Origin of the sequence: Mesorhizobium sp. M0518 (assembly GCF_040321125.1) — a bacterium.
Lineage (GTDB): Bacteria > Pseudomonadota > Alphaproteobacteria > Rhizobiales > Rhizobiaceae > Mesorhizobium.
This window is the reverse complement of record NZ_JAMYQY010000006.1, coordinates 15,890-37,784: the sequence shown is the minus strand read 5'-3', so window position 1 is coordinate 37,784 and position 21,895 is coordinate 15,890. Positions and strand designations below refer to the sequence as shown.

General features: G+C 63.9%; 24 protein-coding genes. 13 read left to right on the top strand and 11 right to left on the bottom strand.

Going from position 1 to position 21,895, the window contains the following annotated elements; all coding sequences use genetic code 11:
• The first annotated feature begins 127 nt into the window (after positions 1 to 127).
• The 4 genes from sppA (at position 128) to lhpI (ending at position 2,891) form a co-directional block, all read left to right on the top strand.
• Positions 128 to 1,084: a signal peptide peptidase SppA gene (gene sppA, locus NKI66_RS10395; protein WP_023812535.1), complete on the top strand. Its 957-nt coding sequence runs from the start codon at positions 128 to 130 to the stop codon at positions 1,082 to 1,084.
• A gap of 82 nt (positions 1,085 to 1,166) precedes the next feature.
• On the top strand, positions 1,167 to 1,451 hold the full coding sequence (locus NKI66_RS10390; protein ID WP_006200394.1) for an integration host factor subunit beta: 285 nt from the start codon (positions 1,167 to 1,169) through the stop codon (positions 1,449 to 1,451).
• Positions 1,452 to 1,507: 56 nt separating this feature from the next.
• A complete protein-coding gene (locus NKI66_RS10385) occupies positions 1,508 to 1,888 on the top strand; it encodes a LapA family protein (protein ID WP_023812534.1) in 381 nt (126 codons plus the stop codon).
• 37 nt (positions 1,889 to 1,925) lie between these two features.
• Positions 1,926 to 2,891 carry a bifunctional Delta(1)-pyrroline-2-carboxylate/Delta(1)-piperideine-2-carboxylate reductase gene (lhpI, locus tag NKI66_RS10380; protein ID WP_352751586.1) on the top strand — a complete coding sequence of 322 codons (966 nt, stop codon included), beginning with the start codon at positions 1,926 to 1,928 and terminating at the stop codon, positions 2,889 to 2,891.
• On the opposite strand, the gene NKI66_RS10375 is transcribed toward lhpI, so the two are convergent.
• The 3 genes from NKI66_RS10375 to NKI66_RS10365 form a co-directional block, all read right to left on the bottom strand.
• Complete coding sequence (locus NKI66_RS10375; RefSeq protein ID WP_023812532.1) at positions 2,888 to 3,325, bottom strand: EVE domain-containing protein; 438 nt, start codon at positions 3,323 to 3,325, stop codon at positions 2,888 to 2,890. The two genes, lhpI and NKI66_RS10375, sit on opposite strands and share 4 nt — an antisense overlap.
• Entirely contained in the window at positions 3,322 to 3,717 is a 396-nt protein-coding gene (locus tag NKI66_RS10370) for a VOC family protein (RefSeq protein WP_128303211.1), read from the bottom strand. Before NKI66_RS10370 ends, NKI66_RS10375 begins: the two co-directional genes overlap by 4 nt.
• A gap of 74 nt (positions 3,718 to 3,791) precedes the next feature.
• The gene (locus NKI66_RS10365; protein ID WP_128303212.1) at positions 3,792 to 4,481 is read right to left on the bottom strand and encodes a helix-turn-helix transcriptional regulator; all 690 of its coding nucleotides are present in this window, start codon (positions 4,479 to 4,481) and stop codon (positions 3,792 to 3,794) included.
• A 135-nt stretch (positions 4,482 to 4,616) separates the two neighbouring features.
• Between NKI66_RS10365 and NKI66_RS10360 the strand changes: the two genes are divergently transcribed.
• From NKI66_RS10360 to olsB, 6 genes are all read left to right on the top strand, one after another.
• The gene (locus NKI66_RS10360) at positions 4,617 to 5,711 is read left to right on the top strand and encodes an RsmD family RNA methyltransferase (RefSeq protein ID WP_352751584.1); all 1,095 of its coding nucleotides are present in this window, start codon (positions 4,617 to 4,619) and stop codon (positions 5,709 to 5,711) included.
• Entirely contained in the window at positions 5,708 to 6,565 is an 858-nt protein-coding gene (locus tag NKI66_RS10355) for a TrmH family RNA methyltransferase (protein WP_013529576.1), read from the top strand. The genes NKI66_RS10360 and NKI66_RS10355 overlap by 4 nt, the downstream gene beginning before the upstream one ends.
• Positions 6,566 to 6,578: 13 nt before the next feature.
• Complete coding sequence (lspA, locus tag NKI66_RS10350; RefSeq protein WP_023812529.1) at positions 6,579 to 7,121, top strand: signal peptidase II; 543 nt, start codon at positions 6,579 to 6,581, stop codon at positions 7,119 to 7,121.
• 57 nt (positions 7,122 to 7,178) lie between these two features.
• A complete protein-coding gene (gene acuI, locus NKI66_RS10345; protein ID WP_023812528.1) occupies positions 7,179 to 8,168 on the top strand; it encodes an acrylyl-CoA reductase (NADPH) in 990 nt (329 codons plus the stop codon).
• Positions 8,169 to 8,304: 136 nt separating this feature from the next.
• The gene (locus NKI66_RS10340) at positions 8,305 to 10,563 is read left to right on the top strand and encodes a response regulator (RefSeq protein ID WP_352751583.1); all 2,259 of its coding nucleotides are present in this window, start codon (positions 8,305 to 8,307) and stop codon (positions 10,561 to 10,563) included.
• 180 nt (positions 10,564 to 10,743) lie between these two features.
• Positions 10,744 to 11,619 carry a l-ornithine N(alpha)-acyltransferase gene (gene olsB / locus NKI66_RS10335; RefSeq protein WP_023812526.1) on the top strand — a complete coding sequence of 292 codons (876 nt, stop codon included), beginning with the start codon at positions 10,744 to 10,746 and terminating at the stop codon, positions 11,617 to 11,619.
• A 107-nt stretch (positions 11,620 to 11,726) separates the two neighbouring features.
• On the opposite strand, the gene NKI66_RS10330 is transcribed toward olsB, so the two are convergent.
• Positions 11,727 to 12,359, bottom strand: a complete 633-nt coding sequence (locus NKI66_RS10330) for a trimeric intracellular cation channel family protein (protein ID WP_023812525.1) — start codon at positions 12,357 to 12,359, stop codon at positions 11,727 to 11,729.
• A gap of 121 nt (positions 12,360 to 12,480) precedes the next feature.
• Complete coding sequence (grpE, locus tag NKI66_RS10325; protein WP_023812524.1) at positions 12,481 to 13,116, bottom strand: nucleotide exchange factor GrpE; 636 nt, start codon at positions 13,114 to 13,116, stop codon at positions 12,481 to 12,483.
• 239 nt (positions 13,117 to 13,355) lie between these two features.
• Between grpE and NKI66_RS10320 the strand changes: the two genes are divergently transcribed.
• The 3 genes from NKI66_RS10320 to NKI66_RS10310 all read left to right on the top strand — a co-directional run bounded on the left by NKI66_RS10320 (position 13,356) and on the right by NKI66_RS10310 (position 15,182).
• Positions 13,356 to 13,556 carry a hypothetical protein gene (locus NKI66_RS10320; RefSeq protein ID WP_023812523.1) on the top strand — a complete coding sequence of 67 codons (201 nt, stop codon included), beginning with the start codon at positions 13,356 to 13,358 and terminating at the stop codon, positions 13,554 to 13,556.
• Positions 13,531 to 14,031: a hypothetical protein gene (locus NKI66_RS10315; protein WP_348625599.1), complete on the top strand. Its 501-nt coding sequence runs from the start codon at positions 13,531 to 13,533 to the stop codon at positions 14,029 to 14,031. The genes NKI66_RS10320 and NKI66_RS10315 overlap by 26 nt, the downstream gene beginning before the upstream one ends.
• A gap of 128 nt (positions 14,032 to 14,159) precedes the next feature.
• Positions 14,160 to 15,182, top strand: a complete 1,023-nt coding sequence (locus NKI66_RS10310; RefSeq protein ID WP_023812521.1) for a fatty acid desaturase — start codon at positions 14,160 to 14,162, stop codon at positions 15,180 to 15,182.
• Between the two features lie 117 nt (positions 15,183 to 15,299).
• Here NKI66_RS10310 and NKI66_RS10305 read toward each other — a convergent pair whose 3' ends face one another.
• The 6 genes from NKI66_RS10305 to cysG form a co-directional block, all read right to left on the bottom strand.
• Entirely contained in the window at positions 15,300 to 16,904 is a 1,605-nt protein-coding gene (locus tag NKI66_RS10305; protein ID WP_128303220.1) for a GMC family oxidoreductase, read from the bottom strand.
• 96 nt (positions 16,905 to 17,000) lie between these two features.
• A complete protein-coding gene (locus tag NKI66_RS10300) occupies positions 17,001 to 17,534 on the bottom strand; it encodes a DUF934 domain-containing protein (protein WP_128303221.1) in 534 nt (177 codons plus the stop codon).
• 111 nt (positions 17,535 to 17,645) lie between these two features.
• Positions 17,646 to 18,410, bottom strand: coding sequence for a phosphoadenylyl-sulfate reductase (locus NKI66_RS10295; RefSeq protein WP_127272509.1), 765 nt, complete (start codon positions 18,408 to 18,410; stop codon positions 17,646 to 17,648).
• Positions 18,385 to 20,055 carry a nitrite/sulfite reductase gene (locus tag NKI66_RS10290; RefSeq protein WP_128303223.1) on the bottom strand — a complete coding sequence of 557 codons (1,671 nt, stop codon included), beginning with the start codon at positions 20,053 to 20,055 and terminating at the stop codon, positions 18,385 to 18,387. Before NKI66_RS10290 ends, NKI66_RS10295 begins: the two co-directional genes overlap by 26 nt.
• Before the next feature lie 43 nt (positions 20,056 to 20,098).
• Positions 20,099 to 20,392 (bottom strand): DUF2849 domain-containing protein, encoded by a 294-nt coding sequence (locus NKI66_RS10285; RefSeq protein WP_352751579.1) that lies wholly within the window; start codon positions 20,390 to 20,392, stop codon positions 20,099 to 20,101.
• Complete coding sequence (cysG, locus tag NKI66_RS10280) at positions 20,389 to 21,840, bottom strand: siroheme synthase CysG (RefSeq protein ID WP_352751577.1); 1,452 nt, start codon at positions 21,838 to 21,840, stop codon at positions 20,389 to 20,391. Before cysG ends, NKI66_RS10285 begins: the two co-directional genes overlap by 4 nt.
• Positions 21,841 to 21,895 lie beyond the last annotated feature (55 nt).

Here is a 21,895-nt window from a genome sequence, read left to right as displayed (position 1 = left end):
GCAACTCGGCCAAAGGATTAGCCGTTTGCGCAAACTTCAGACTGAGACACTGCCGGAAAGAGAACTGCTTCCCGATGAGAGGATCATGGTCTAAAAGCGTCCCCTTCCGCCGACTGAAAGGCTGACCATGGCACTGAGAGCCGACGACCTGATCGACCGCCGCCGTTTGCGGCGCAAGCTGACATTCTGGCGCGTTGTCGCCATAGGCATCGTAGCCCTTGGGGTGATTGCGCTTTCAACCTGGTTCTATGGCGACGATTTCGGCGGCTCGACGGTCGACCATATTGCCAAGGTCAAGATCGAAGGCACGATCACCGAGGACGAGGAACTGATCAAGCGCCTGGAAACCATCCGTCTTTCATCGAAGGTGAAAGGGGTGATCCTGTCGATCGATTCGCCTGGCGGCACCACCGTTGGCGGTGAATCGATCTATGAAGAAGTGCGCAAGCTGGCCGCCGACAAGCCGGTGGTGGCGGAAGTCGGCACGCTCGCCGCATCGGCGGGCTATATGATCGCCAGTGCCGCCGATCACATCGTTGCCCGCAAGACCTCGATCGTCGGCTCGATCGGCGTGCTGATCCAGTATCCCGACGTCAGCGGCCTGATGGACAAGCTCGGCGTCAAGCTGGAGGAGGTGAAATCCTCGCCGCTGAAAGCCGCGCCCTCTCCCTTCAAGCCGACCAATGACGACGAGCGCGCCATGGTTCGCAAACTCATCCTCGACAGTTACAACTGGTTCGTCGACATCGTCGCCGAACGCCGCAAGATGACCCGCGAACAAGCGCTGGCGCTTGCCGACGGCTCGATATTCACCGGGCGCCAAGGCGTTGCCAACGGGCTGATCGACGCCGTCGGCGGCGAGGCCGTAGCGGTCGACTGGCTGGCCACCAAGGGCGTCGATGCCAAGCTCAAGGTCGTCGAGTGGAAGGATACCGAACGGCGCGGCAGCTTCCTGTTCTCGAAAGCGATGGCGCAAACCATCGGCAGTGCGCTCGGCCTGCCCGCCTACAGCGGCGACGTCATCCATGAACTCGGAGCCGACCGCTTGTTTCTTGACGGTCTCGTTTCCGTCTGGCACCCTTGAGACGCCGTTTGGGGCAAGTGAAAAAAGCAAATAAAATCATCCTCATAATTTTGACCGCACTGCTTTCACGGGGACCCGTCTCATGATCAAGTCCGAACTTGTGCAGATTATTGCCACGCGCAATCCGCATCTTTTCCTGCGCGACGTCGAAAACATCGTCGGCGCCATCTTCGATGAAATCACCGACGCCCTTGCCGAAGGCAACCGGGTCGAGTTGCGTGGCTTCGGCGCTTTTTCGGTGAAAAATCGTCCCGCCCGCACCGGCCGCAATCCGCGCACAGGCGAATCCGTCGAGGTCGAGGAGAAATGGGTGCCGTTCTTCAAGACTGGTAAGGAACTGCGTGAAAGGCTGAACGGCGGCAAGTAGGCGCGACGTCAGCGCCTGACGGCCTTCGGACAGGCCAGCTTCCGACGGAAAACATCATGTTCAATCGCTTCATGCTCATCGCGATCTTCGTGCCCCTGGCGATCATCCTGATCGCACTCGCCGTTGCCAACCGCGAACTGGTCGCCTTCACGCTGGATCCGTTCAACCCCGGCAATCCGAAGCTGACCCTGACTTTGCCGCTGTTCATCTTCCTGTTCCTGGCACTCGCCATCGGCATGATCGTCGGCAGCCTGGCAACCTGGGTCAAGCAGGGCCGCTATCGCAAGCTGGCGCGCCAGCGCGGCGTCGAGGCCGAGAACCTGCGCCAGGCGGTCAGCCGTGCGCCGGCGGTATCACAAAGCCAGGCTCCGGGAACGGCCCCAGGCTCCGCCCACGGGTCCGCCCAAGGGTCCGCATTGCCGAAGCCGACCGCTTGAACCGCCTGTTGGCGGTTTTGTCCCCACGGAGTTTTGCATGCTGACCATTTCGGCCGCAGAGGTTGACCATGCCCTGAGCTTTGCCAGGCTGGTCGAGACGCTGCGCATGGCGTTTCGCGACGGTGCGGTGCAGCCGGTCAGGCATCATCATACGATCGAGCGGCCAGATGGTGCCGCCTCCACCCTGCTTTTGATGCCGGCCTGGACCGATCTCAACGCGGCCGGCACGTCGGCCGGCGGTCACGTCGGCGTCAAGATCGTTACCGTGTCCCCCTACAACAATGCCATCGGCAAGCCGGCGGTGATGGGGCTCTATCTCCTGCTCAATGGCGCCACCGGCGAACCCGAGGCCTTGATCGACGGCCAGCGGCTGACACAGTGGCGCACCGCCTGCGCTTCGGCGCTCGCGGCCTCCTATCTCGCCCGCGACGATGCCTCGCGGCTGCTGGTGGTCGGCGCCGGCGCGCTGTCGCCCTTCCTCGCCAAGGCGCACTCGGCCGTACGGCCGATCAAGACCATCCGCATCTGGAACCGCACTCCGGCCAATGCCGAGAAAGTCGCCGCCGACCTGCGCGCCGAGGGTTTTGCAGCCAGCGCGGCGAGCGATCTCGATGCCGAGCTTGGGCAGGCCGACATCGTCTCCTCGGCGACGATCACCACCACGCCGTTGATCAAGGGTGCGCTGTTGCAGCCGGGAACCCATGTCGACCTGGTCGGAGGCTTTACGCCGACGATGCGCGAGAGCGATGACGACGCGATCAGGCTTGCCCGCGTCTATGTCGACACCCGCGCCGGCGCCACCAAGGAAGCCGGCGACATCGTCCAGCCGCTGGCCTCCGGCGTGCTGAAGCCGGAAACCATCGTCGCCGATCTGCACGAATTGGCGCGCGGGCAGAAGAAGGGTCGCGAGAGCGCCGGTGAGATCACGCTGTTCAAGTCGGTCGGCGCGGCGCTCGAGGATCTTGCCGCCGGCATTGCCGTCTACAAGGCGATGAAGACTTAATTCGCTGCCGCAGCCGTTTTGGCGCCCATCGCCTCTGCGATCAGAGCAAAATCGGCCGCGCTGACCGAAAACAGGCCAAAGCGAAGCTGATAACCCCAGTTCGACTTGCCGACGGTGAATTCGAGCTTGTCGAGCAGCGGCTTGATCGGCGCTTCCTCGGCCTTAGCCCACGCAACATCGCGGCGGAACGGCGTGAAGCCGGCGCCCATATCGCCCTGATAGGGCCCGCCTTCCCGCACCGTGCCGATCGCGGTGAAGGCCTGCAGGCCATCTTTCTCGCCCAAAACAGTGGTCGGCGAATAGTAGACGATGCCATCGCCTGGCTTGACGCGACGCAGCGGTGCCGCCTTGCCGTGATTGACCTGCATGAAGCCGGCTGCGCGACCCCGCCGGACATGTTCGGCCGATGCCACCGCGATCCAATACGCGCTCATTTCTGGTCACCATCGGCTTGTGCGCCGTCGGACAGCCAATAGACGCGCAGGCGATGATTGTCGGGATCGAGCGCGACAAAAGTACGGCCGAAATCCATGTCGGTCGGCGTCTGCAGGATTGTCAGCCCGCGCCCGGACCAGTCGGCATGGGCGGCATCGACCGCATCGGGCGTATCCAGCGCAAACACGATTTCGGCGCCACCGCCTGACGTGGCGGCTGCCGGCTCCACCGTATGGCGCGACCACAGGCCGAACTTGAAGCCGGCATCGAGCACGAACAGCACGAAGGTCGGCGAACTTTCGACCGGCTGACGGCCGAGCAGCGCGCTGTAGAAGGCGCCGCTCTGCTGCGGCTGGTCGACATAGAGGATGACGAAATTCGGGGTGGTCATGTCTGCTCTCCAAGGTTCAGCGTTTCGACTTGGCGAACATAGGATGCGCTACTGTCAGTTTCTGGCAGTAGCCGTCACGAACCACGCGACGTGTCGAGCGTTGCCCGCCATTCCTTGAGCAGCGCCTGGCGACGATGGGGATAGCGCGTATCTGTTGCATGGAGTTCGGTAATGCGATCGGTGCGAAAATGCCGGAAATCGTGCCGCATCTCGCACCACGCCACCACCACCCGCACCTTGTCGAAGAAGCCCAGCGCAAATGGCCACACGACACGCTCGGACGCAGCGCCGCCAGCGTCGCGGTAAAGAAAGCCGAGCTTGCGCTCGTTGCGGATGGCCTGCCGTACGAGGCCAAGGTCGATGGTCTCGATGGCCATGGCGGGAGGGCCGACCAGCAGTGTGCTCGCGTCGAGATCCTCGCGCAGATCGTCCGGCAGGACAGCCGCGATCTTGGCCAACGCGTTGGCAGCGGCGGCCGAAAGACGCTGGTCCGGCTGCTTGGCGACCCAGCGCGAGCCGAGCACGATGGCTTCGATCTCCTCGTCGCTGAACATCAGCGGCGGCAGCATGAAGCCGGGCTTGAGCACATAACCGACACCCGCCTCGCCCTCGATCGGCGCGCCCTGGCCCTGCAGCGTGGCGATGTCGCGGTAGAGCGTGCGGATCGAAATCCCGAGTTCATCGGCCAGCGCTTGCCCGCTCACCGGCCGGCGATGCCGGCGCAGGCACTGGATCAGGTCGAGCAGGCGTTCGGAGCGGGACATCCGGTAGATTTGCCTGTTTCTTTGACATTGGTCCATCGCGGCCAACCTGAACCGGAGAGGCCGACCTGTCGGACTTGGTTGCGAAGCCGGTTGCCCTATGTCAAAAGCGGCCACCCCGTTCGGAGTTGCCCCCGCTTGAAGTCTTTTCGCGACAAACGCCGCGACAACCGTCCACATCCATCCGCGAAGGGTGCGGCGGACGTGTCACGTCCGCGTCCCGGCCAGGCTCCCGCCAGACCGGAAGCGCCACCGCGCGAGCGCCATGAGGCGAAGACGGAAAGTCGTTCCGAACCGAACTCGGCGCCGCGCATCCTGGCCCGCCGCGAAGGCGCTCTGCCCGCCGAACATCTTCCCGTGATCCTGGAACTGGCGCCCAATGCCGATTATGCGCTCCTCGACAGCGGCACCGGCCAAAAGCTCGAACAATATGGCCCCTACCGTATCGTGCGGCCCGAGGGCCAGGCGATCTGGCAAAAGGCCTTGCCGGCAAAGGAATGGGAGCGCGCCGACGCCGTCTTCACCGGCGACACCGACGAGGAGGGTATCGGCCGCTGGCGTTTTCCCAAGCTGCCACTCGGCGAGACCTGGCCGATGAAGCATGACGGCATCGACTATCTCGGCCGTTTCACCTCGTTTCGTCATGTCGGCGTCTTTCCCGAGCAGGCCTCCCATTGGGATCACATGGCCGGGCTGATCGCGGCGGCGAAGCGGCCGGTCAAGGTGCTGAACCTGTTCGGCTATACCGGTCTCGCCTCATTGGTGGCGGCTCGCGCCGGCGCCGAGGTCACCCATGTCGATGCCTCGAAGAAGGCAATTGGCTGGGCCCGTGAAAACCAGGAGATGGCCGGCCTCGGCAGCAAGCCGATCCGCTGGATCGTCGACGACGCGGTCAAATTCGCCGAGCGCGAGGAGCGTCGCGGCAGCCGCTACGACATCATCTTGTTCGACCCGCCGGCCTATGGCCGCGGCCCCAAGGGCGAGGTCTGGCAATTGTTCGAGGACCTGCCTGATTTGACCGACCTTTGCCGCGCGATCCTGACGCCGAAGCCGCTCGCCGTGGTGCTAACCGCTTATTCGATCCGCGCCTCCTTCTTCGCCATCCACGCCTTGATGCGCGATACGTTTGCCGGCATGGGCGGCAAGATTGAATCGGGTGAGCTGATCATCCGTGAAAAGTCCGCCGGCCGGGCGCTCTCGACCTCATTGTTTTCGCGTTGGGTGGCTGAATGAACGAGCGGCATGCAGGCGCACCTGGCCAGGTGAAGGAGGTCACCAGCCTCGCCAATCCGCTGGTCAAGGACATCAAGGCGCTCGCTCAGAAGAAGTTCCGCGACCAGCAGAACGCCTTCATGGCCGAGGGGCTGAAGCTGGTCATCGATGCGCTCGATCTCGGCTGGCAGATCAGGACATTGGTTTTCGCCAAAGCCGGGCGCGGCAATGCGGCGGTGGAGAAGGTGGCCGCACGCACCGTTGCCGCAGGCGGCATGGTGCTAGAAGTGTCGGAAAAGGTGCTGGTCGCCATCACCCGCCGCGACAATCCGCAAATGGTGGTGGGCGTCTTTTCGCAGAAATTCCTCGCCTTGAAGGATGTGCGCGCCGACAATGGCGACGTCTGGGTGGCACTCGATCGGGTACGCGATCCCGGCAATCTCGGCACCGTCATCCGCACCGTCGATGCCGTCGGCGCCAAAGGCGTCATTCTGGTCGGCGATACCACTGATCCATTCTCCGTGGAGACGGTGCGCGCCACCATGGGTTCGATCTTTGCCGTGCCGGTAGCCAAGGCGACAACCGAGGCTTTCCTTGCCTGGCGGGGCGGCTTCTCAGGCCTCGTCGCCGGAACCCACCTGAAAGGCGCCGTCGACTACCGCTCGGTCGATTTTTCCCGCGGGCCCGTGCTGCTGATGATGGGCAACGAGCAGCAGGGGCTGCCCGAAAGCCTGGCTGCGAGCTGCGACAGGCTGCTCAGGATTCCGCAAGCGGGCCGTGCCGATTCGCTCAATCTGGCCGTCGCCACCGGCATCATGCTGTTCGAGATCCGGCGCGGCGCGCTGAAGCTCGAGCCAATCCTGGACCAGCAATGAAGGTTGCCTGCCCGTGAGATCATGGTCTCCCTACGCACTGCTCGTCGTCGCGGCCATCGCGCTCGACCAGTGGATAAAGTACCTGGTCGAGGCCGGTCTGCCTTTTCAGGAAAAGGTTGATCTGTTGCCCTTCCTGGCGCTGTTTCGCACCTACAATACCGGCATCGCCTTCTCGATGTTCTCATCCTTCGGCGACACCGGGCTGATCGTCATTTCGCTCGCCGTCGTTGCCTTCGTGCTGTTCCTGGCGACGCGGATCGCGCCGTCCCAGATCCTTGCCCGCACCGGCTTTGCGCTGATCGTCGGCGGCGCGCTCGGCAACCTGATCGACCGCGCCGTCTACGGCCACGTCATCGACTACATCCTGTTCCACACGACGGTCTGGTCGTTCGCCGTCTTCAACCTTGCCGACGCCTTCATCTCGGTGGGCGCGGCACTGGTCGTCTTCGACGAGCTGTTCGGCTGGCGGCGCGAGCCCGGGCCGTCCAACGCCAAGCCTTCCAAAGCCATGCCTTCCAAGGCCAAGTCTTCGAAGGCCAAGTCTTCGAAGGATTGACCCCGTGCCGCCATCGCCGCACAGTTCATGTCGCCAAACACGATCGCGGAGAAAGACATGTCCGAAACCTTCAAAGCCATCCTCGTTTCGCGTGACGCCGAGAAAAAGCAGTCGGTAACCGTGACCGATCTCACCGACGCCGACCTGATGGAAGGCGATGTCACCATCGCGGTCGAGGCAACGACGGTGAACTACAAGGATGGCCTGGCGATCACAGGCAAGGCGCCGGTGATCCGCCGCTGGCCGCTGGTGCCGGGCATCGATTTCGCCGGCACCGTCATCTCGTCTTCCCATCCCGACTGGCGCGCCGGTGACAAAGCCATCCTGAACGGCTGGGGCGTCGGCGAAACCCATTTCGGCGCCTATGCTGGCCGCGCCCGTGTCAAAGGCGACTGGCTGGTGCCGCTGCCGCAGGGCATCAGCCCGCATGACGCGATGGCCGTCGGCACCGCAGGCTATACCGCCATGCTCTGCGTCATGGCCCTGGAGCGGCACGGCATCCTGCCCGATCGCGGCCCGGTGGTGGTGACGGGGGCGGCCGGCGGTGTCGGCTCGGTCGCGGTCTCGATCCTGTCCAGCCTCGGCTACCATGTCATTGCTTCCACCGGCCGCAATGCCGAAAGCCCCTATCTGATCGACCTTGGCGCCGCCGAAGTGATATCGCGCGACGAGCTTGCCCAGCCGGCCAAGCCGCTGGCCAAGGAGCGCTGGGCCGGCGGCATCGACGCAGTTGGCAGCCACACGCTGGCCAATGTGCTCTCGATGACCTCCTATGGCGGCGCGGTCGCCGCCTGCGGCCTGGCCGGCGGCATGGACCTGCCGACCAGCGTCGCGCCCTTCATCCTGCGCGGCGTCTCATTGCTCGGCATCGATTCAGTGATGGCGCCGAAAGCAGTCCGCCTCGAGGCATGGCGCCGCATCGGCACCGACCTCGATCTTCAGAAGCTCGCCAGCCTGTCCAGCACCATCGGGTTCGACGGCATCGTCGATGCCGCGCGCGACATCGTCGACGGCAGGATCCGCGGCCGCGTCGTCGTGGATATGTGACTCCGCCCAACTGCCGGAAGGATGGAATCGCCAGATCTGCGGCAAACCCGCCGCGCCTCGGCAAAAAGCGCTCATCCGCTAAAATTCGAACGATCCGCCGCAATTTTCCATAATCTCTGTCTGGCAAGGATTTCGCATGATCGCGGAATCCGGCAGCCAACAGGCGGACACTGGCGACGACGTCGATGCGGTGCTCCCGCCGCTGGTGCCCGAGCCGGAATTCTCCAGGCGCGAAAGCCTGCCCTTTCTGACATTCGTCGCCATCGTGGTGGTGGCCGGGCTGGCGCATCTGACCGGGGCACCAATCTTCATTAGCGTCGCATTGCTGGCAACCGGTCTTGCCGGTCTTGCCCTGCATCTGCGCGCCAGGCGGAGCGAACATCGCACCTCTGCCCTTCTTGACGAAACCACTGCCCGCAGCCGCGCCGAGATCGAGACGCTGGCCGACCGCATGTGGGAGATGCAGGAGAGCGATGAGCGCTTTCGCGGCCTGATCGACGCGCTTGGCGATCTCGTCATCCATCGCGACCGCGATGGCTACATCGTCTATGCCAACAAGGTCTTCGCCGATCTCGTCGAGATCGACCAGCGCGACCTTGCCGGCAAGACCCTGGCAGAACTGGGCATCGAGGTCGGCATGGTTCCCGATGCCGCCTTTTCCGACCATGAGTGCCTGAGTTCCACCGATGTCTCTATCAGCACGCCGAGCGGGCAGCGCTGGTTCTCCTGGATCGAACTGTCGGTGCGCGACAAGGACAGCGGCGCGGTTTCGCACCGCACCATCGCCCGCGACATCACCGCCCGCAAACGCGCCGAATCCTCGCTGATCACCGCACGCGAACGGGCCGAATATGCCAGCCAGGCCAAATCGCGCTTCCTCGCCACCGTCAGCCATGAAATCCGCACCCCGATGAACGGCATCATGGGGATGGCCAGGTTGCTGGCCGACACCAGCCTGTCGCCGGAGCAGCAAACCTATGTCGGCGCCGTCTCGACCTCGGCCAGCGCATTGCTTGCCCTGATCGAGGATCTTCTCGACTATTCCAAGATCGAAGCCGGGCGTTTCGACCCCGAGCCGCAGCCGATGTCGGTGCGCGAGATCGCCGACAACATCATCGAATTGCTGGCAGCGCGGGCTTTCGCCAAGGATATCGGGCTGGGTTGCCATGTCGAACCCGACGTGCCGCAATTGATCACCGCCGATCCGGGCAAGGTGAGGCAGGTGCTTCTCAACCTCATCGGCAACGCCATCAAGTTCACCGACAGCGGCGGCGTGCTGGTGAGCATAGCACGCGCACGCACCGAAACCAGCGACCGCATATGCTTCACCATCGCCGATACCGGTCCGGGCCTGCGTGATGCCGACCTGGAGCGCATTTTCGAGGAGTTCGAGCAGGCCGACGGCACGTCGACACGCACACATGGCGGGGCCGGCCTCGGCCTTGCCATCTCCAGACGCCTGGTGGCCGCCATGGGCGGCACGATCTCGGTATCCAGCCGGCTCGGCCAGGGATCCGAGTTCGTCTTCGAAATCCCTGCGATAGCGGCCACCGAAGCGCCGCAGGGCCACCAGAATGCTCTCTCGGGCAGACGCGCGGTGATCCTGTCGAAGAACGCCGTCGAGGCCGACGCCATCGCCCGCACCATCCGCGCCAATGGCGGCGCGGTCGACATCGCCACCACTGCCGCACAGGCCGCGCCTTTCGCCGCCGGCTGCGATGCGATCCTGGTCGATGCAGCGATGGAAGAAGGCGACGGAAGGCTGCTCAAGCGCCTGCGCCAAAGCGGTTTCTCCGACTGTGAGGCGATCACGCTGATCGCGCCGACCGATCGCGGCATGCTTGGCGAGTTCCGAGCCAGCGGCTACGCAACCTTCCTGGCCAGACCGGTGCGTGGCGGAACACTTCTGCGTGTGCTGTTGAGCAGCCATGCTCCGAGCCTCGGCCCGCCGCAGCCGGAAAGGCGCGGCGCGCCGACGCTGCGCGCCGTCGGCAACCGCCAGCGCGGCCTGTCGGTGCTGATCGCCGAGGACAATGACATCAACGCCATGCTGGCCCGCGCCACGCTGCTGAAGGCCGGGCATCGCGTCAAGGTGGTCGGCAACGGCAAGGCCGCCGTCGAGGCTGTCACCGGCGCCGCGCACAAGGACCGCTTCGACGTGGTCTTGATGGATCTGCACATGCCGGTCATGGACGGGCTGGACGCGATTGCCGCCATCCGCCGCCATGAGGAAGAAAGTGCAGTGCGGCCGGTGCCGATCATGGTGCTGTCGGCCGACAGCCAGGAAAAGACCCGTCATGCGGTGTTGGCCCATGGCGCCAGCGGCTTTGTCACCAAGCCGCTCGACCCCGAGGCGCTGGTCAATGCCGTCGAGGGGCAGGTCGTCGCGGCCTGAGCTTTCCACCGCCATTCGGCACGGGCGATCACTTAAACGTAGCCGGTTGATCGTATTCGCCAGCCGACGAAGTATTGCCCATGACGTCGTATCACGGTACTGTCACAATCCTGTTGCACCTACACCGTATCCCCGTGCCAAGAGGGATGGCTCGAAGGAGAATCACTCGTGCATACAGTTATGCCGGAATGTGACACTCGGCCGAACGCCAGCAGCGCCTTGCTTGCCGGACGTAACGTCGATTCCGTCATAAAGGGCGCGGCGCTGGGCCGTATAGGCAATCTTGAAGTGCGGCTCGCTCGCAACGAGGCCGAGATCGCGGCCGCGCAGGAAGTGCGCTACCGGGTGTTCTACGACGAACTTGGCGCCAGGAAGGACCTGTTCCAGGCCCATGACCGCCGGGACGCCGATCGGTTCGATCCGCTCTGCGACCATCTGCTGGTTTTGGACACCACGCTTTCCGGTCCCGAACATCGCCGCATCGTCGGCACATATCGGCTGCTGCGGCAAGAAATCGCGGCCACGGCCGGTGGCTTCTATTCCGAAGGTGAATTCGAGCTGACCAAGCTCATCGCCCGCCACCCCGGCCAGCGCTTCCTTGAACTCGGCCGCTCCTGCGTGTTGCCGGAATACCGCTCGAAGCGCACCATCGAGGCGTTGTGGCAAGGCATCTGGGCTTACATCAACCATTACGAAATCGGTGTGATGACCGGCTGCGCGTCCTTTCACGGCACCGTGCCGGCGGCGCATGCCGAGGCGCTCACCTACCTAGCCCACCACTGCCGGACGAACTCGGCCTGGGACGTGCGCGCGGTGTCCGGGCGCTATTGCTCGATGGATCTGATGCCGATCGAGGCCGTCAATGCCAAGGCGGCGATCGCCGCGATGCCGCCTTTGGTCAAGGGCTATCTGCGCGTCGGTGCCCGCATCGGCGATGGTTGCGTCATCGATCGCGAATTCTCGACGGTCGATGTGTTCGTCGTGATGCCGGTCAAGGAGATCGGCGCACGCTACGTCAACTATTATGGCGGCGAAGCCCAGCGCTTCGCGGCGTGAGATTGAGTAGGCAGTAGGCAGTAGTGATGACGCCACGATTAAGCTCCTGTGACTACTGATTATTCCCTATTCCCTATTCCCTATTCCCCATTCCCTATTCCCTCTCTTCACGGAATATCTTCCGGCCGCCTGCCGGGTCGGCTCTTGTAGGACGGAAACGACCAGCCGAATTTGAGCGCACCACCGCGCACGAGGAACGCCGCCGCAAAGCCGGCAAGGTCCGAGGCGAGCGGCGGCAGGCCGGCAAGATCGCCAAGCGTGTAAAGGCAGGCACCCGCAAGGGCCGCCGTAACGTAGATTTCGGGCCTGAGCAGCACCGATGGCTCGCCGGCGAGGAGATCACGCAGAATGCCGCCGAAAGTGGCGGTGAGCACGCCGGTGATGACGGAGACGACCGGCGAACCGGTAATCGCAAGCCCCTTGGCCGCGCCCATCACCGAAAAAGCGGCGAGCCCGACGGCGTCGAGCCAGAGCAGCCATTTCCAGCGCGATTCGACACGATGCGCGCTGAAGAAGACCAGCACCGCAACCGCGGCGCAGACCAGCACATAGCCGGAGTTGGCGACCCAGAAAACCGGCAGGTTGAGGATAACGTCGCGAAGCGTGCCACCGCCTATCCCGGTGACGCTGGCCAGGAACAGGAAGCCGATAATGTCGAGCTGCTTACGCGAAGCCGCCAGCGCCCCGGTCGCCGCGAAGACGGCGACACCGGCATAATCAAGAAGCGCGATAGGGTTCATGAGGCCAAGGCAGTAGAGATTAGGGATTAGGGAGTATGAATAGCACGAAGCCGCGCGATTGATACGACTGCCCTAGTTTCCTACTGCCTACTGCCTACTGCCTACTGCCTATTCTCCTGCCTCACGCATCTTTCTCGGCCTGTTCGTTCACCGGCCCCGGCTCGACCGGTGCTTCAGCGGCGGTGAACTTTGGCCCGCCCTTGGCGACGCCCACCATGGCCGGGCGCAGCACGCGGTCGCCGATCGAATAGCCCGGCTGCACGACCTGGACCACGGTGTTGGCCGGGACATCGGGATTGGGCACTTCGAACATCGCCTGGTGGAAATTGGGATCGAACTTCTCGCCTTCAGGCGCGAGCTTCTTGACCCCATGCCGTTCCAGCGCCGACAGCATGGCGCGCTCGGTGAGGTCGACGCCTTCGATCAGCGCCTTGAAGCCGGCGTCACCCGATGCCTTGGCCTCGGCGGGAATCGCATCCAGCGCGCGGCGCAGATTGTCCGACACCGACAACATGTCGCGGGCGAAATTCGCGACCGCGTAGGTGCGCGCATCGTGCACATCGCGCGCCGTGCGGCGCCGCAGGTTTTCCATCTCGGCCGCCACGCGCAGCGCGCGGTCCTTCAGCTCTTCATTTTCCTTCAGCAGCCGCACAAGGGCTTCATAATCACCGTCGGTGCTGCCTTCCGTGCGCTCGGCTGTGGGCTCGGTCGCCTCGACTTCATCGGGCGCGCGTTCGTCTTTTGCCTGGTCGCTCATCGCCGTTTCCCGTCAATCTCGAATGATGTGGATTTTGTGCCCGATATCGATGTTTGGCGGCCAAAAATCAAGGGGTAAGCGACTATGGAAGCCGCCGGCCAAGGCGGGACAATGACAGGCAAGACATTTCGACTTTAATTCAAATTTTACCTTAACCGCCGGCTTTGCTTGCCACACAGGCATGATGGGGGAACCATTCTCTTGCTGCAGGAGTTTCGAAGCCGAGACAGGATTTTGAGATGATGACCCGCAACATGGGCGAAAAGGCAGAGGGGCTGGCCATCGAGATCAGGCGCCAGTTCGGCGCCGAGGCGGTGACCCGCTTTCTGCGCACCTTGCCGGCCTTCCGCACCGAAGCCGACATCCCCGACCGGCTCAGAGAACTGCTCGACCGCCTCGATGGGGCGGAGCGCGGTGACATCGGCTGGCGCCGGCCGTAACGCAACAATCGATCTTGGCAGCAAACCTCCTATCGGCAATAGCCGGGGAGAGCCGAACCATCTAAGGATAGATGGGTTGGTTCAAATGGAGGACGTAATGCGCAAGGTTTCGATTACCTCATCGCTGATGGCGCTTGTCGGCCTCGGCGCCATAACTTTGGCGGCCTTTCCGGCACAAGCAGACAATCTGCAGCTGCAATTGGGCAAACATGGCCCGCGGCTGAAGCTCATGGAAGATTGCGACCCCGCCTACGACGATTGCGAAGGTCCCCGTCGCGACGATCGGCGCGACCGGCGTCAACGAGGCTGCACGGAAGACCGGGCTCTCGACAAGGCAGAGCGAATGGGCATCCGCCGCGCAAGAATTGAGTCCATCGGCCGCCGGGAGATCACGGTCCGCGGCAGACAGGGTGGCGACCGCGTGCGCGTGACTTTTGGCACCGAGCGCGGCTGTCCTATCCTCGATCGCGAATAGCGGTCGACGTCATCAGCAGGTTGAGCTGGCGGTTGGCTGGCTCGACCGCCAAGCCACGCGACAATTACGCACAGTAATTTTGCGTGATGTTGCCTTGCGGCGGCGAGGCACCGCGCCTATGCTTCCTGATGAACATGATTTCCCCTGAGGCGGTGGCCAACAGCAAGCGCGCCTGGCTGAAGATTCTCGCCCGCTACAAGAAGCCCGACAGGCGGCGCAGCGCCGTCGAACTCGCCATCACCCTCATTCCATTCGCCATACTCTGGGGACTGTCCTCGGCGGCCTATGCCTATGGCCATTGGTGGGGACTGGTCCTCATCCTTCCCGCGGCCGGGTTTCTGGTGCGCATCTTCATGATCCAGCACGACTGCGGCCACGGCTCCTTCTTCGCCAATCGCTACGCCGACGACTGGATTGGCCGCGCGCTCGGCATCCTGACGCTGACGCCCTACGATTGCTGGCGGCGTGCCCACGCGACGCACCACGCCAGCGCCGGCAATCTTGACGAACGCGGCATGGGCGACATCCGGACGCTGACCGTTGCAGAATACCGGCAGATGTCGTGGCGAGGCCGCCTCGCCTACCGTCTCTATCGCCACCCGCTGGTGATGTTCGGGCTCGGTCCGATCTGGCTGTTCATCTTCGAGCAAAGGCTCCCCGTCGGCATGATGCGCGGCGGCCTGACCCCTTGGGTGTCGTCGATGACCACCAATCTTGGCATCGCGGTCGCAGCAGCCATCCTCATCTGGTTCGTCGGCCCGGGCGCTTTCCTGGTGGTCCACCTGCCGATCGTCATCCTCGCCGGTTCGGCCGGCATCTGGCTGTTCTACGTCCAGCACCAGTTCGAGGAAACGGAATGGGCGAAGGATGCCGACTGGGAATTCCAGCACGCTGCCCTGCACGGATCGTCCTATTACGATCTACCGCCGGTGCTGAACTGGCTCACCGGCAACATCGGTGTCCATCACGTCCATCATCTCTCCGCCAAGGTGCCGTGCTACCGGTTGCAGGAAGTGCTGCGGGATTATCCCGAGTTGCGCGACATCGGCCGTGTCACGCTGCTCGAAAGCTTGCGCTGCGTCAAACTGGCATTGTGGGACGAAAACCGCCGCAAGCTGGTGTCGTTCCGCGAGGCACGGGCGGCGGCTTAAGCAATTCCAGGAGAAGTTTGAACGGTTTTCCAGGGAAAGCGCGTAACGTTTTCCCTGGGCAATTGCGTCATAACAAAAGGACCGCCGCGCTATGGGCGCCGCGGCCTGGAGCTCCGATCAGGCAGCCCTGATCATGTCGGCGGCCTTTTCGGCGATCATGATGGTTGGGGCATTGGTGTTGCCACCAATCAGTGTCGGCATCACCGAGGCGTCGACGACACGCAAGGCTTCAAGCCCGCGCACCTTGAGTTGCGGATCGACCACCGCCATCTCGTCGACTCCCATCCGACAGGAGCCGACCGGGTGATAGACCGTGTCGGCGCGGGTACGGATATGGGTCATCAGATCGGCATCGCTCGGCTCGCCGGCGATGTGCATTTCCTTGTGCCGGTAGCGCGTCAGCGCCGGCGAAGCCAGCACCTGCCGGGTGATCCTCACGCCTTTCAGCAGCAGTTCCGCATCGCGCTGGTCGCCGAGAAAGCGCGGATCGATGCGTGGCGCGGCAAATGGATCGGCGCTGGCCAGCCCAACCTCGCCACGTGAGTGCGGCCGCAATATGCAGACATGACAGGAAAAACCGAAGCCGTAGTGCAGCGTGCGCGCATGGTTTTCGACCAGGCCGATGACGAATTGCAGCTGCAGGTCAGGGCGTTCAAGCGCCGGGTCGGATTTGACGAAAGCGCCGCTCTCGGCCGCCGGCGAGGCGATCAGCCCGGTTCCATCCCGGCGCCACTGCGCGATGTGCCTGAGGAAACTCAACGCGCCGCGCGGGCTCATGCCAAGCATATCGGTGTCCTTCGATCTCCAGCCGACGATGAAATCGAGGTGATCCTGCAGGTTCTTGCCGACGCCCGGCAATTCGTGGACGACGGGAATGCCATGCACGGCAAGTTCGGCCGCCGGGCCGATACCCGACAGCAACAGAAGCTGCGGCGAACCGAAGGCACCGCCACAGAGGATCACCTCGCGCGACGCCTGTGCCACTGTCTCGCCTTTGCGTGTCCGGTAGCGGATGCCGGTGGCGCGCTTGCCGTCAAGGACGATGCCTGTGGCGTGCGCCCGCGTGACCACGGTCAGATTGGTCCGCTGCATCACCGGATGGAGATAGGCGGCGGCAGTCGAACAGCGCTCGCCATTACGGGCGCCACCGGCAAACTGGGTCACCTGGAAATAGCCGGCGCCCTCTTGTTCCGGTCCGTTGAAATCGTCCGAGGCGCGAATCTGGTTTTCGGCACAAGCCTCTATGAAGGCCTTGGCGATCGGCCTCGGCGAGCGCTGGTTCGACACTTTCAGCGGGCCGTCCCCGCCATGCAACGCATCAGTGCCGCGCTCATTGCCCTCGGCGCGCCGGAAATAGGGCAGCACCTCATCCCACGACCAGCCCTCGCAGCCTAGATTTGCCCATTCGTCATAGTCGCTGCGATGGCCCCTGACATAGAGCATTGCATTGATTGCGCTGGAGCCGCCCAGCGCCTTGCCGCGCGGCTGGTAGCCCTTGCGGCCGCCAAGACCTTGCTGCGGCACGGTCTCGAAGGCCCAGTTGTTGATTCTGGGCCGGCCGGAAAGCATGCTGATAATGCCAGCAGGAGCGCGGATCAGCATATCCCTGCCCTCGCCGCCAGCTTCGATCAGGCAGACCGTTTTCGATGGATCTTCCGAAAGCCGCGCGGCAAGCGCACAGCCGGCGGACCCACCGCCGGCTATGACATAGTCGTAACGCATGAAGACCCCTCCCCGATCGTCCACGGATTTCCATCCGGATGATCAAGAAAAGGCCTGAACACGACTGATGTAAAGACGCGCGGAATTACCGCAACGTCAGCTGCTGCGAACGCGCCGCCAGGAGTATTTCGGGCCTTTTGGTTCCGGCACGGCGGCTGGCTGGTAGTAGAGCCCCAATCCGCCGGTACGGTCCTCCTCCAGGCGCTTCAACAGCACCGGATTGGAAATCTCGAACTCGTCGAAGCCCAGCCGCAGCATATGCGGCAGCTGGTCCACCAGCACCTGGCCCGTGGCGCGAACGGCACCTTCGAAATGGTAGCGGCCGCGCAGCAGTTCTCCCTTGGAGAAGGAGCGGCCGTCGCTGAAGGCCGGGAAGGCCAATGCCACCAGCGACAGCTGGTCGAGCAGGTCGGCAATCTTCTCGAGCTGATCACCCGGCTGCAGCAGGACGCCGAGCCGTTCCTTGGCCGAGCGGCGCACCTCCGGATCCAGATCGAGGAAGACTTGCAACGGCAGGATGAAGCGGCCGTTGCCGGACAGCGCATCGGCGCTTTCGGCATGCGTCCACTCATCCTCGTGAAAACCCGCAGGGGTCCAGAGCCGGGTCTCCGGTGTCGTCGGTCCAGTCATAAAGATTCCTAAAGCCCCAAGATCCAGGTCCGCTGAAAGTCCATCCCACGCAAAGCCGGCGGCCTCCGGATGAAGGTCGCCGTTCGCAGGCCGGCTGAATTTCAGCATACCCTATAGTGATGCGTCGGTCAGCGACTTCTCCAGCCCCGACAGGTGAATGCCGCACTCGGTCTTGGCATGACCGGCCCAGCGGCCGCTGCGCGCGTCCTCGCCCGGCTGCACCGGCTGCGTGCACGGGAAGCAGCCGATCGACAGATAGCCATAGGCGACCAGTGGATTTTCGCGCAGCGCATGCGCGCGCATGTAGTCGGCCTGGTCCGATGTCGTCCAATGCGCCAGCGGATTGATGCGGATGCGCGGACCGACCGCCTCGAACACCGGCAGCGCCGCCCGCGTCGCGGCCTGAAAACGCTTGCGGCCGGTGAGCCAGGCACGAAATGGCGCGACACCGCGCGCCAGCGGCTCCACCTTGCGCACGTCGCAGCAGGCGTCGGTGTTGCTCTGATGCAGATTGCCCGTCGGATCGATCCGTTCGAGTGCTGCTTCCTCGGGTTTGATCACCCTTATGTTGGTCAGCCCGAAATCGGCGGCGAGCGCGTCGCGATAGCCGAGCGTCTCCTCGAAATGCTTGCCGGTGTCGAGGAAGATGACCGGCAGTGTCCGGTCGATCTTGGCGATCATGTGCAGCAGCACAGCCGAGTCCGCGCCGAACGACGACACCGCAGCGATCTCGTCGAGGAACAGTTCGCGGGCCGAGCGTTCGATGATCTCGATCGGCTTCAGATGACCGTAGAGCGCGTCGAGCCCCGCCGCTTTGGCGGCGATGCCGTCATCGACGTCTCCGATACGGTCAAGCGGCCTTGGCTTCGCCAGCATAGAGCGCCTCCTTGAACGGCGCGGGACCGACTCGGCGGTAGGCGTCGATGAATTTCTCTTGTGGGTCGAGCCGAAGGCCGAGATAGGTCTCGACGATCTGTTCGATGGCGTCGGTGATCTCTTCCGAAGAGAAGCCGCGGCCGATGATCTCGCCGACCGAGGTGTTCTCGTCTGCCGAGCCGCCCAGCGTCACCTGATAGAGTTCGGAGCCCTTCTTCTCGACGCCGAGGATGCCGATGTGGCCGACATGGTGATGACCGCAGGCGTTGATGCAGCCGGAGATCTTCAGCTTCAGTTCGCCGATCTCGCGCTGCCGCTCCAGCGAGGCGAAGCGTTGCGAGATTTCCTGCGCGATCGGGATCGAGCGCGCCGTGGCCAGCGCGCAATAATCGAGACCCGGGCAAGCGATGATGTCCGATATCAGGTTGGAATTGGCCGTCGCCAGGCCGATGCCGACCAGCGCATCATAGACCGCCTTGAGGTCGGCGCGGGCCACATGCGGCAGGATCAGGTTCTGCTCATGGCTGACACGCAGCTCGTCAAAGCCATACTTCTCGGCGATGTCGGCGATCGCTTCCATCTGGCTGTCCGAAGCGTCGCCGGGCACCTCGCCGATGCCCTTCAGCGAGATCGTCACCGCCGCATAGTCGGGATGGCGGTGCGTCACGACGTTCTGGTCGAGCCACTCCGAGAACCCCTTGGAATCGAGCCGCGCCAGCTTGACCGCCTGGTCGCCTTCCGGCCGCCCAGCGAGCACCGGTGGCGCGAAATAGGCCTCGATGGCGCGGATGTCGGCTTCCGGCAGCTTCAACTCGGCGTCCTTCAACTCCTGCCACTCGGCCTCGACCTGGCGGGTGATCTCCTCGACGCCGGTCTCATGGACGAGGATCTTGATGCGCGCCTTGTATTTGTTGTCGCGGCGGCCATAGAGGTTGTAAACGCGCAGGATCGCCGTGCAGTAAGACAAAAGATCGGCTTCCGGCAGGAAGTCGCGGATTTTCCGGGCAACCATTGGCGTGCGACCCTGGCCGCCGCCGATATAGACGGCAAAACCGAGTTCGCCGGCGGCGTTCTTCTTCAGGTGCAGGCCGATGTCGTGGGTCTGAATGGCGGCGCGGTCGCGCTCGGCACCCGTCACCGCGATCTTGAACTTGCGCGGCAGGAACGAGAATTCCGGATGCACCGACGACCACTGGCGCAGGATTTCCGCGTAGGGACGCGGATCGGCGACTTCGTCGGCGGCAGCGCCGGCGAAGTGGTCTGCGGTGACGTTACGGATGCAATTGCCGCTGGTCTGGATGGCATGCATCTCGACGCTCGCGAGATCCGCCAGGATCGCCGGAATGTCAGACAGCGCCGGCCAGTTGAACTGGATGTTCTGGCGCGTGGTGAAATGGCCGTAGCCCTTGTCGTATTTGCGGGCGATGTGGCCAAGCATGCGCAACTGCTTGCCGTTCAGCGTGCCGTACGGCACCGCGATGCGCAGCATGTAGGCATGCAGTTGAAGATAGACGCCGTTCATCAGCCTCAATGGCCGGAACTGGTCCTCGGTGATCTCGCCGGCAAGACGACGCTGCACCTGGTCGCTGAACTCCGCGACGCGGGCCTGGACAAAATCGTGGTCGAACTCATCGTAACGGTACATGCTTGGTCTTTCAGGGCGCGTCCGCCCATGCCTGGTGTCTTGGTTATGCTGCCCGCGCAGCCTGCTTGCCGAGATCGTTGCGAATGGTCGGGCCGGCGGCGCGGATCTTCTCTCGCAGCCGCACCGGTTGGACGACACCGTTGACGACTTCAGCGTCGATCAAATTGACGTCGACCACTTCGTTGGCGGCATAGGCCTTGGCGCCGATCGCCTCGAGCCTATCCTCGGATGCCTTGTCATGGGCGAGGTCGGCATGGTCCACCGTCTCGGCCCAGCCGCCATCGGCGTACCAGACGGCAATGCCGTCGGTGAGGCGGTTGGCGGTCAGTATCTTCATTGCTGAACTCCTTCGGCGATCGAACTGGACGCGCCTTCATGCCTGTGTGCCGCCAGCGGCTCGGATCGCTCAAAGTTGGCGCCGGCGACCGCATCGCCGATGATGGTCATGACCGGGCCGGAAAGATCGGCGCGCGCTTCCAGCGACGGCAGGTCGGCAAGCGTGCCGTGGAAGCGACGCCGGTTGGCGAGGCTGGCATTCTCGACCACGGCCACCGCCGTATCCGGCGACAGACCGGCCTCGATCAGCCGTCCGGCAACCTCGGCGGCCACAGAGCGGCCCATATAAACGGCGACGGTGGCGCCGGAAATGGCGAGCTTGGCCCAGTCGGGCAGCGAATTGCCCTTGAGGTCGTGGCCGGTGGTGAACACCATCGACGAGGAGACACCGCGCAAGGTCAGCGGCAGTTCGAAATCGGCGGCGGCGGCAAAGGCCGCGGTGACGCCCGGAACCACCTCATAGGCGATGCCGGCATCGCGAAGTGCCGCCATCTCTTCGCCGGCCCGGCCGAACACCAGCGGATCGCCTGACTTCAGCCGCACGACACGCTTGCCTTCACGGCCAAGCTCGACCAGCAGCGCATTGATCTCAGCCTGGCTCTTGGTGTGACAGCCCTTGCGCTTTCCGACCGGCAGACGCTCGGCATCGCGGCGACCCATGGCAACCACCGCCTCCGGCACCAGCGCGTCATGGACGATGACATCGGCTTCCATCAGCAGGCGGTGTGCGCGCAAGGTCAGAAGATCCTCGGCGCCCGGACCGGCACCGACCAGCGCGATGTGGCCGCGAGCCGGCGCATTCGAAAGCAGGAGATCGACGGCAGCATCATGCGCCTGCGAAAGCTGACCGATTTCAGCCGCGCGTGCAGGAGCACCAGTGAAGAAATCATTCCAGAAGCGGCGCCGGGCATTGCCTCTCGGCAGCAGCTTCTCGGCAGCCCCGCGAAACGAAGCGGCAAGCGTTGCCAGCGGCCCGAGCGACGGCGACAGCATACGGTCGATGCGGCCGCGCAGCATCTGCGCAAGCACCGGCCCGGCGCCTTCGGTGCCGATGGCGATGGCGACTGGCGCGCGGTTGACCAGCGCCGGGGTGAAGAAATCGCAAAGCTCAGGCCGATCGACGGCATTAACCGGAATGCTTAGGCGGCGCGCATCCGCAGCCACCCGACGGTCGAGTTCCTCGTCGCCGCTGGCGGCAAACACCATGATCGCGCCTTCGAGCTGCGATGCGTCGTAAGCGGCGGCAAAATGGCTCGCGCCGGCCTGGGCGACGAAGGCGAGCAGGTCGGGCTCGGCGTGTTCCGCGATAATCCGCAGGACCGCACTCGACTGTCCGATCAGCCGCGCCTTGGCCAGCGCCTCTTCGCCGCCGCCGACGATGGCCACGGCTTCGCCCTCGACCCGCATGAACACGGGGAAGGCGTTGAGCTTGGGAGCAGTGTGCGACATGGACGCGAGCGGAATCCTGAATGAGCTTGCAGTTCTACGCGCGGGCGCGAGAAAC

Excerpts from the sequence above, each read along its gene's own strand:
- sppA (WP_023812535.1), top strand. The coding sequence starts at position 128 with ATGGCACTGAGAGCCGACGACCTGATCGACCGCCGCCGTTTGCGGCGC.
- NKI66_RS10390 (WP_006200394.1), top strand. The coding sequence starts at position 1,167 with ATGATCAAGTCCGAACTTGTGCAGATTATTGCCACGCGCAATCCGCAT.
- NKI66_RS10385 (WP_023812534.1), top strand. The coding sequence starts at position 1,508 with ATGTTCAATCGCTTCATGCTCATCGCGATCTTCGTGCCCCTGGCGATC.
- lhpI (WP_352751586.1), top strand. The coding sequence starts at position 1,926 with ATGCTGACCATTTCGGCCGCAGAGGTTGACCATGCCCTGAGCTTTGCC.
- NKI66_RS10375 (WP_023812532.1), bottom strand. The coding sequence starts at position 3,325 with ATGAGCGCGTATTGGATCGCGGTGGCATCGGCCGAACATGTCCGGCGG.
- NKI66_RS10370 (WP_128303211.1), bottom strand. The coding sequence starts at position 3,717 with ATGACCACCCCGAATTTCGTCATCCTCTATGTCGACCAGCCGCAGCAG.
- NKI66_RS10365 (WP_128303212.1), bottom strand. The coding sequence starts at position 4,481 with ATGTCCCGCTCCGAACGCCTGCTCGACCTGATCCAGTGCCTGCGCCGG.
- NKI66_RS10355 (WP_013529576.1), top strand. The coding sequence starts at position 5,708 with ATGAACGAGCGGCATGCAGGCGCACCTGGCCAGGTGAAGGAGGTCACC.
- acuI (WP_023812528.1), top strand. The coding sequence starts at position 7,179 with ATGTCCGAAACCTTCAAAGCCATCCTCGTTTCGCGTGACGCCGAGAAA.
- NKI66_RS10340 (WP_352751583.1), top strand. The coding sequence starts at position 8,305 with ATGATCGCGGAATCCGGCAGCCAACAGGCGGACACTGGCGACGACGTC.
- olsB (WP_023812526.1), top strand. The coding sequence starts at position 10,744 with ATGCCGGAATGTGACACTCGGCCGAACGCCAGCAGCGCCTTGCTTGCC.
- NKI66_RS10330 (WP_023812525.1), bottom strand. The coding sequence starts at position 12,359 with ATGAACCCTATCGCGCTTCTTGATTATGCCGGTGTCGCCGTCTTCGCG.
- grpE (WP_023812524.1), bottom strand. The coding sequence starts at position 13,116 with ATGAGCGACCAGGCAAAAGACGAACGCGCGCCCGATGAAGTCGAGGCG.
- NKI66_RS10320 (WP_023812523.1), top strand. The coding sequence starts at position 13,356 with ATGATGACCCGCAACATGGGCGAAAAGGCAGAGGGGCTGGCCATCGAG.
- NKI66_RS10310 (WP_023812521.1), top strand. The coding sequence starts at position 14,160 with ATGAACATGATTTCCCCTGAGGCGGTGGCCAACAGCAAGCGCGCCTGG.
- NKI66_RS10305 (WP_128303220.1), bottom strand. The coding sequence starts at position 16,904 with ATGCGTTACGACTATGTCATAGCCGGCGGTGGGTCCGCCGGCTGTGCG.
- NKI66_RS10300 (WP_128303221.1), bottom strand. The coding sequence starts at position 17,534 with ATGACTGGACCGACGACACCGGAGACCCGGCTCTGGACCCCTGCGGGT.
- NKI66_RS10295 (WP_127272509.1), bottom strand. The coding sequence starts at position 18,410 with ATGCTGGCGAAGCCAAGGCCGCTTGACCGTATCGGAGACGTCGATGAC.
- NKI66_RS10290 (WP_128303223.1), bottom strand. The coding sequence starts at position 20,055 with ATGTACCGTTACGATGAGTTCGACCACGATTTTGTCCAGGCCCGCGTC.
- NKI66_RS10285 (WP_352751579.1), bottom strand. The coding sequence starts at position 20,392 with ATGAAGATACTGACCGCCAACCGCCTCACCGACGGCATTGCCGTCTGG.
- cysG (WP_352751577.1), bottom strand. The coding sequence starts at position 21,840 with ATGTCGCACACTGCTCCCAAGCTCAACGCCTTCCCCGTGTTCATGCGG.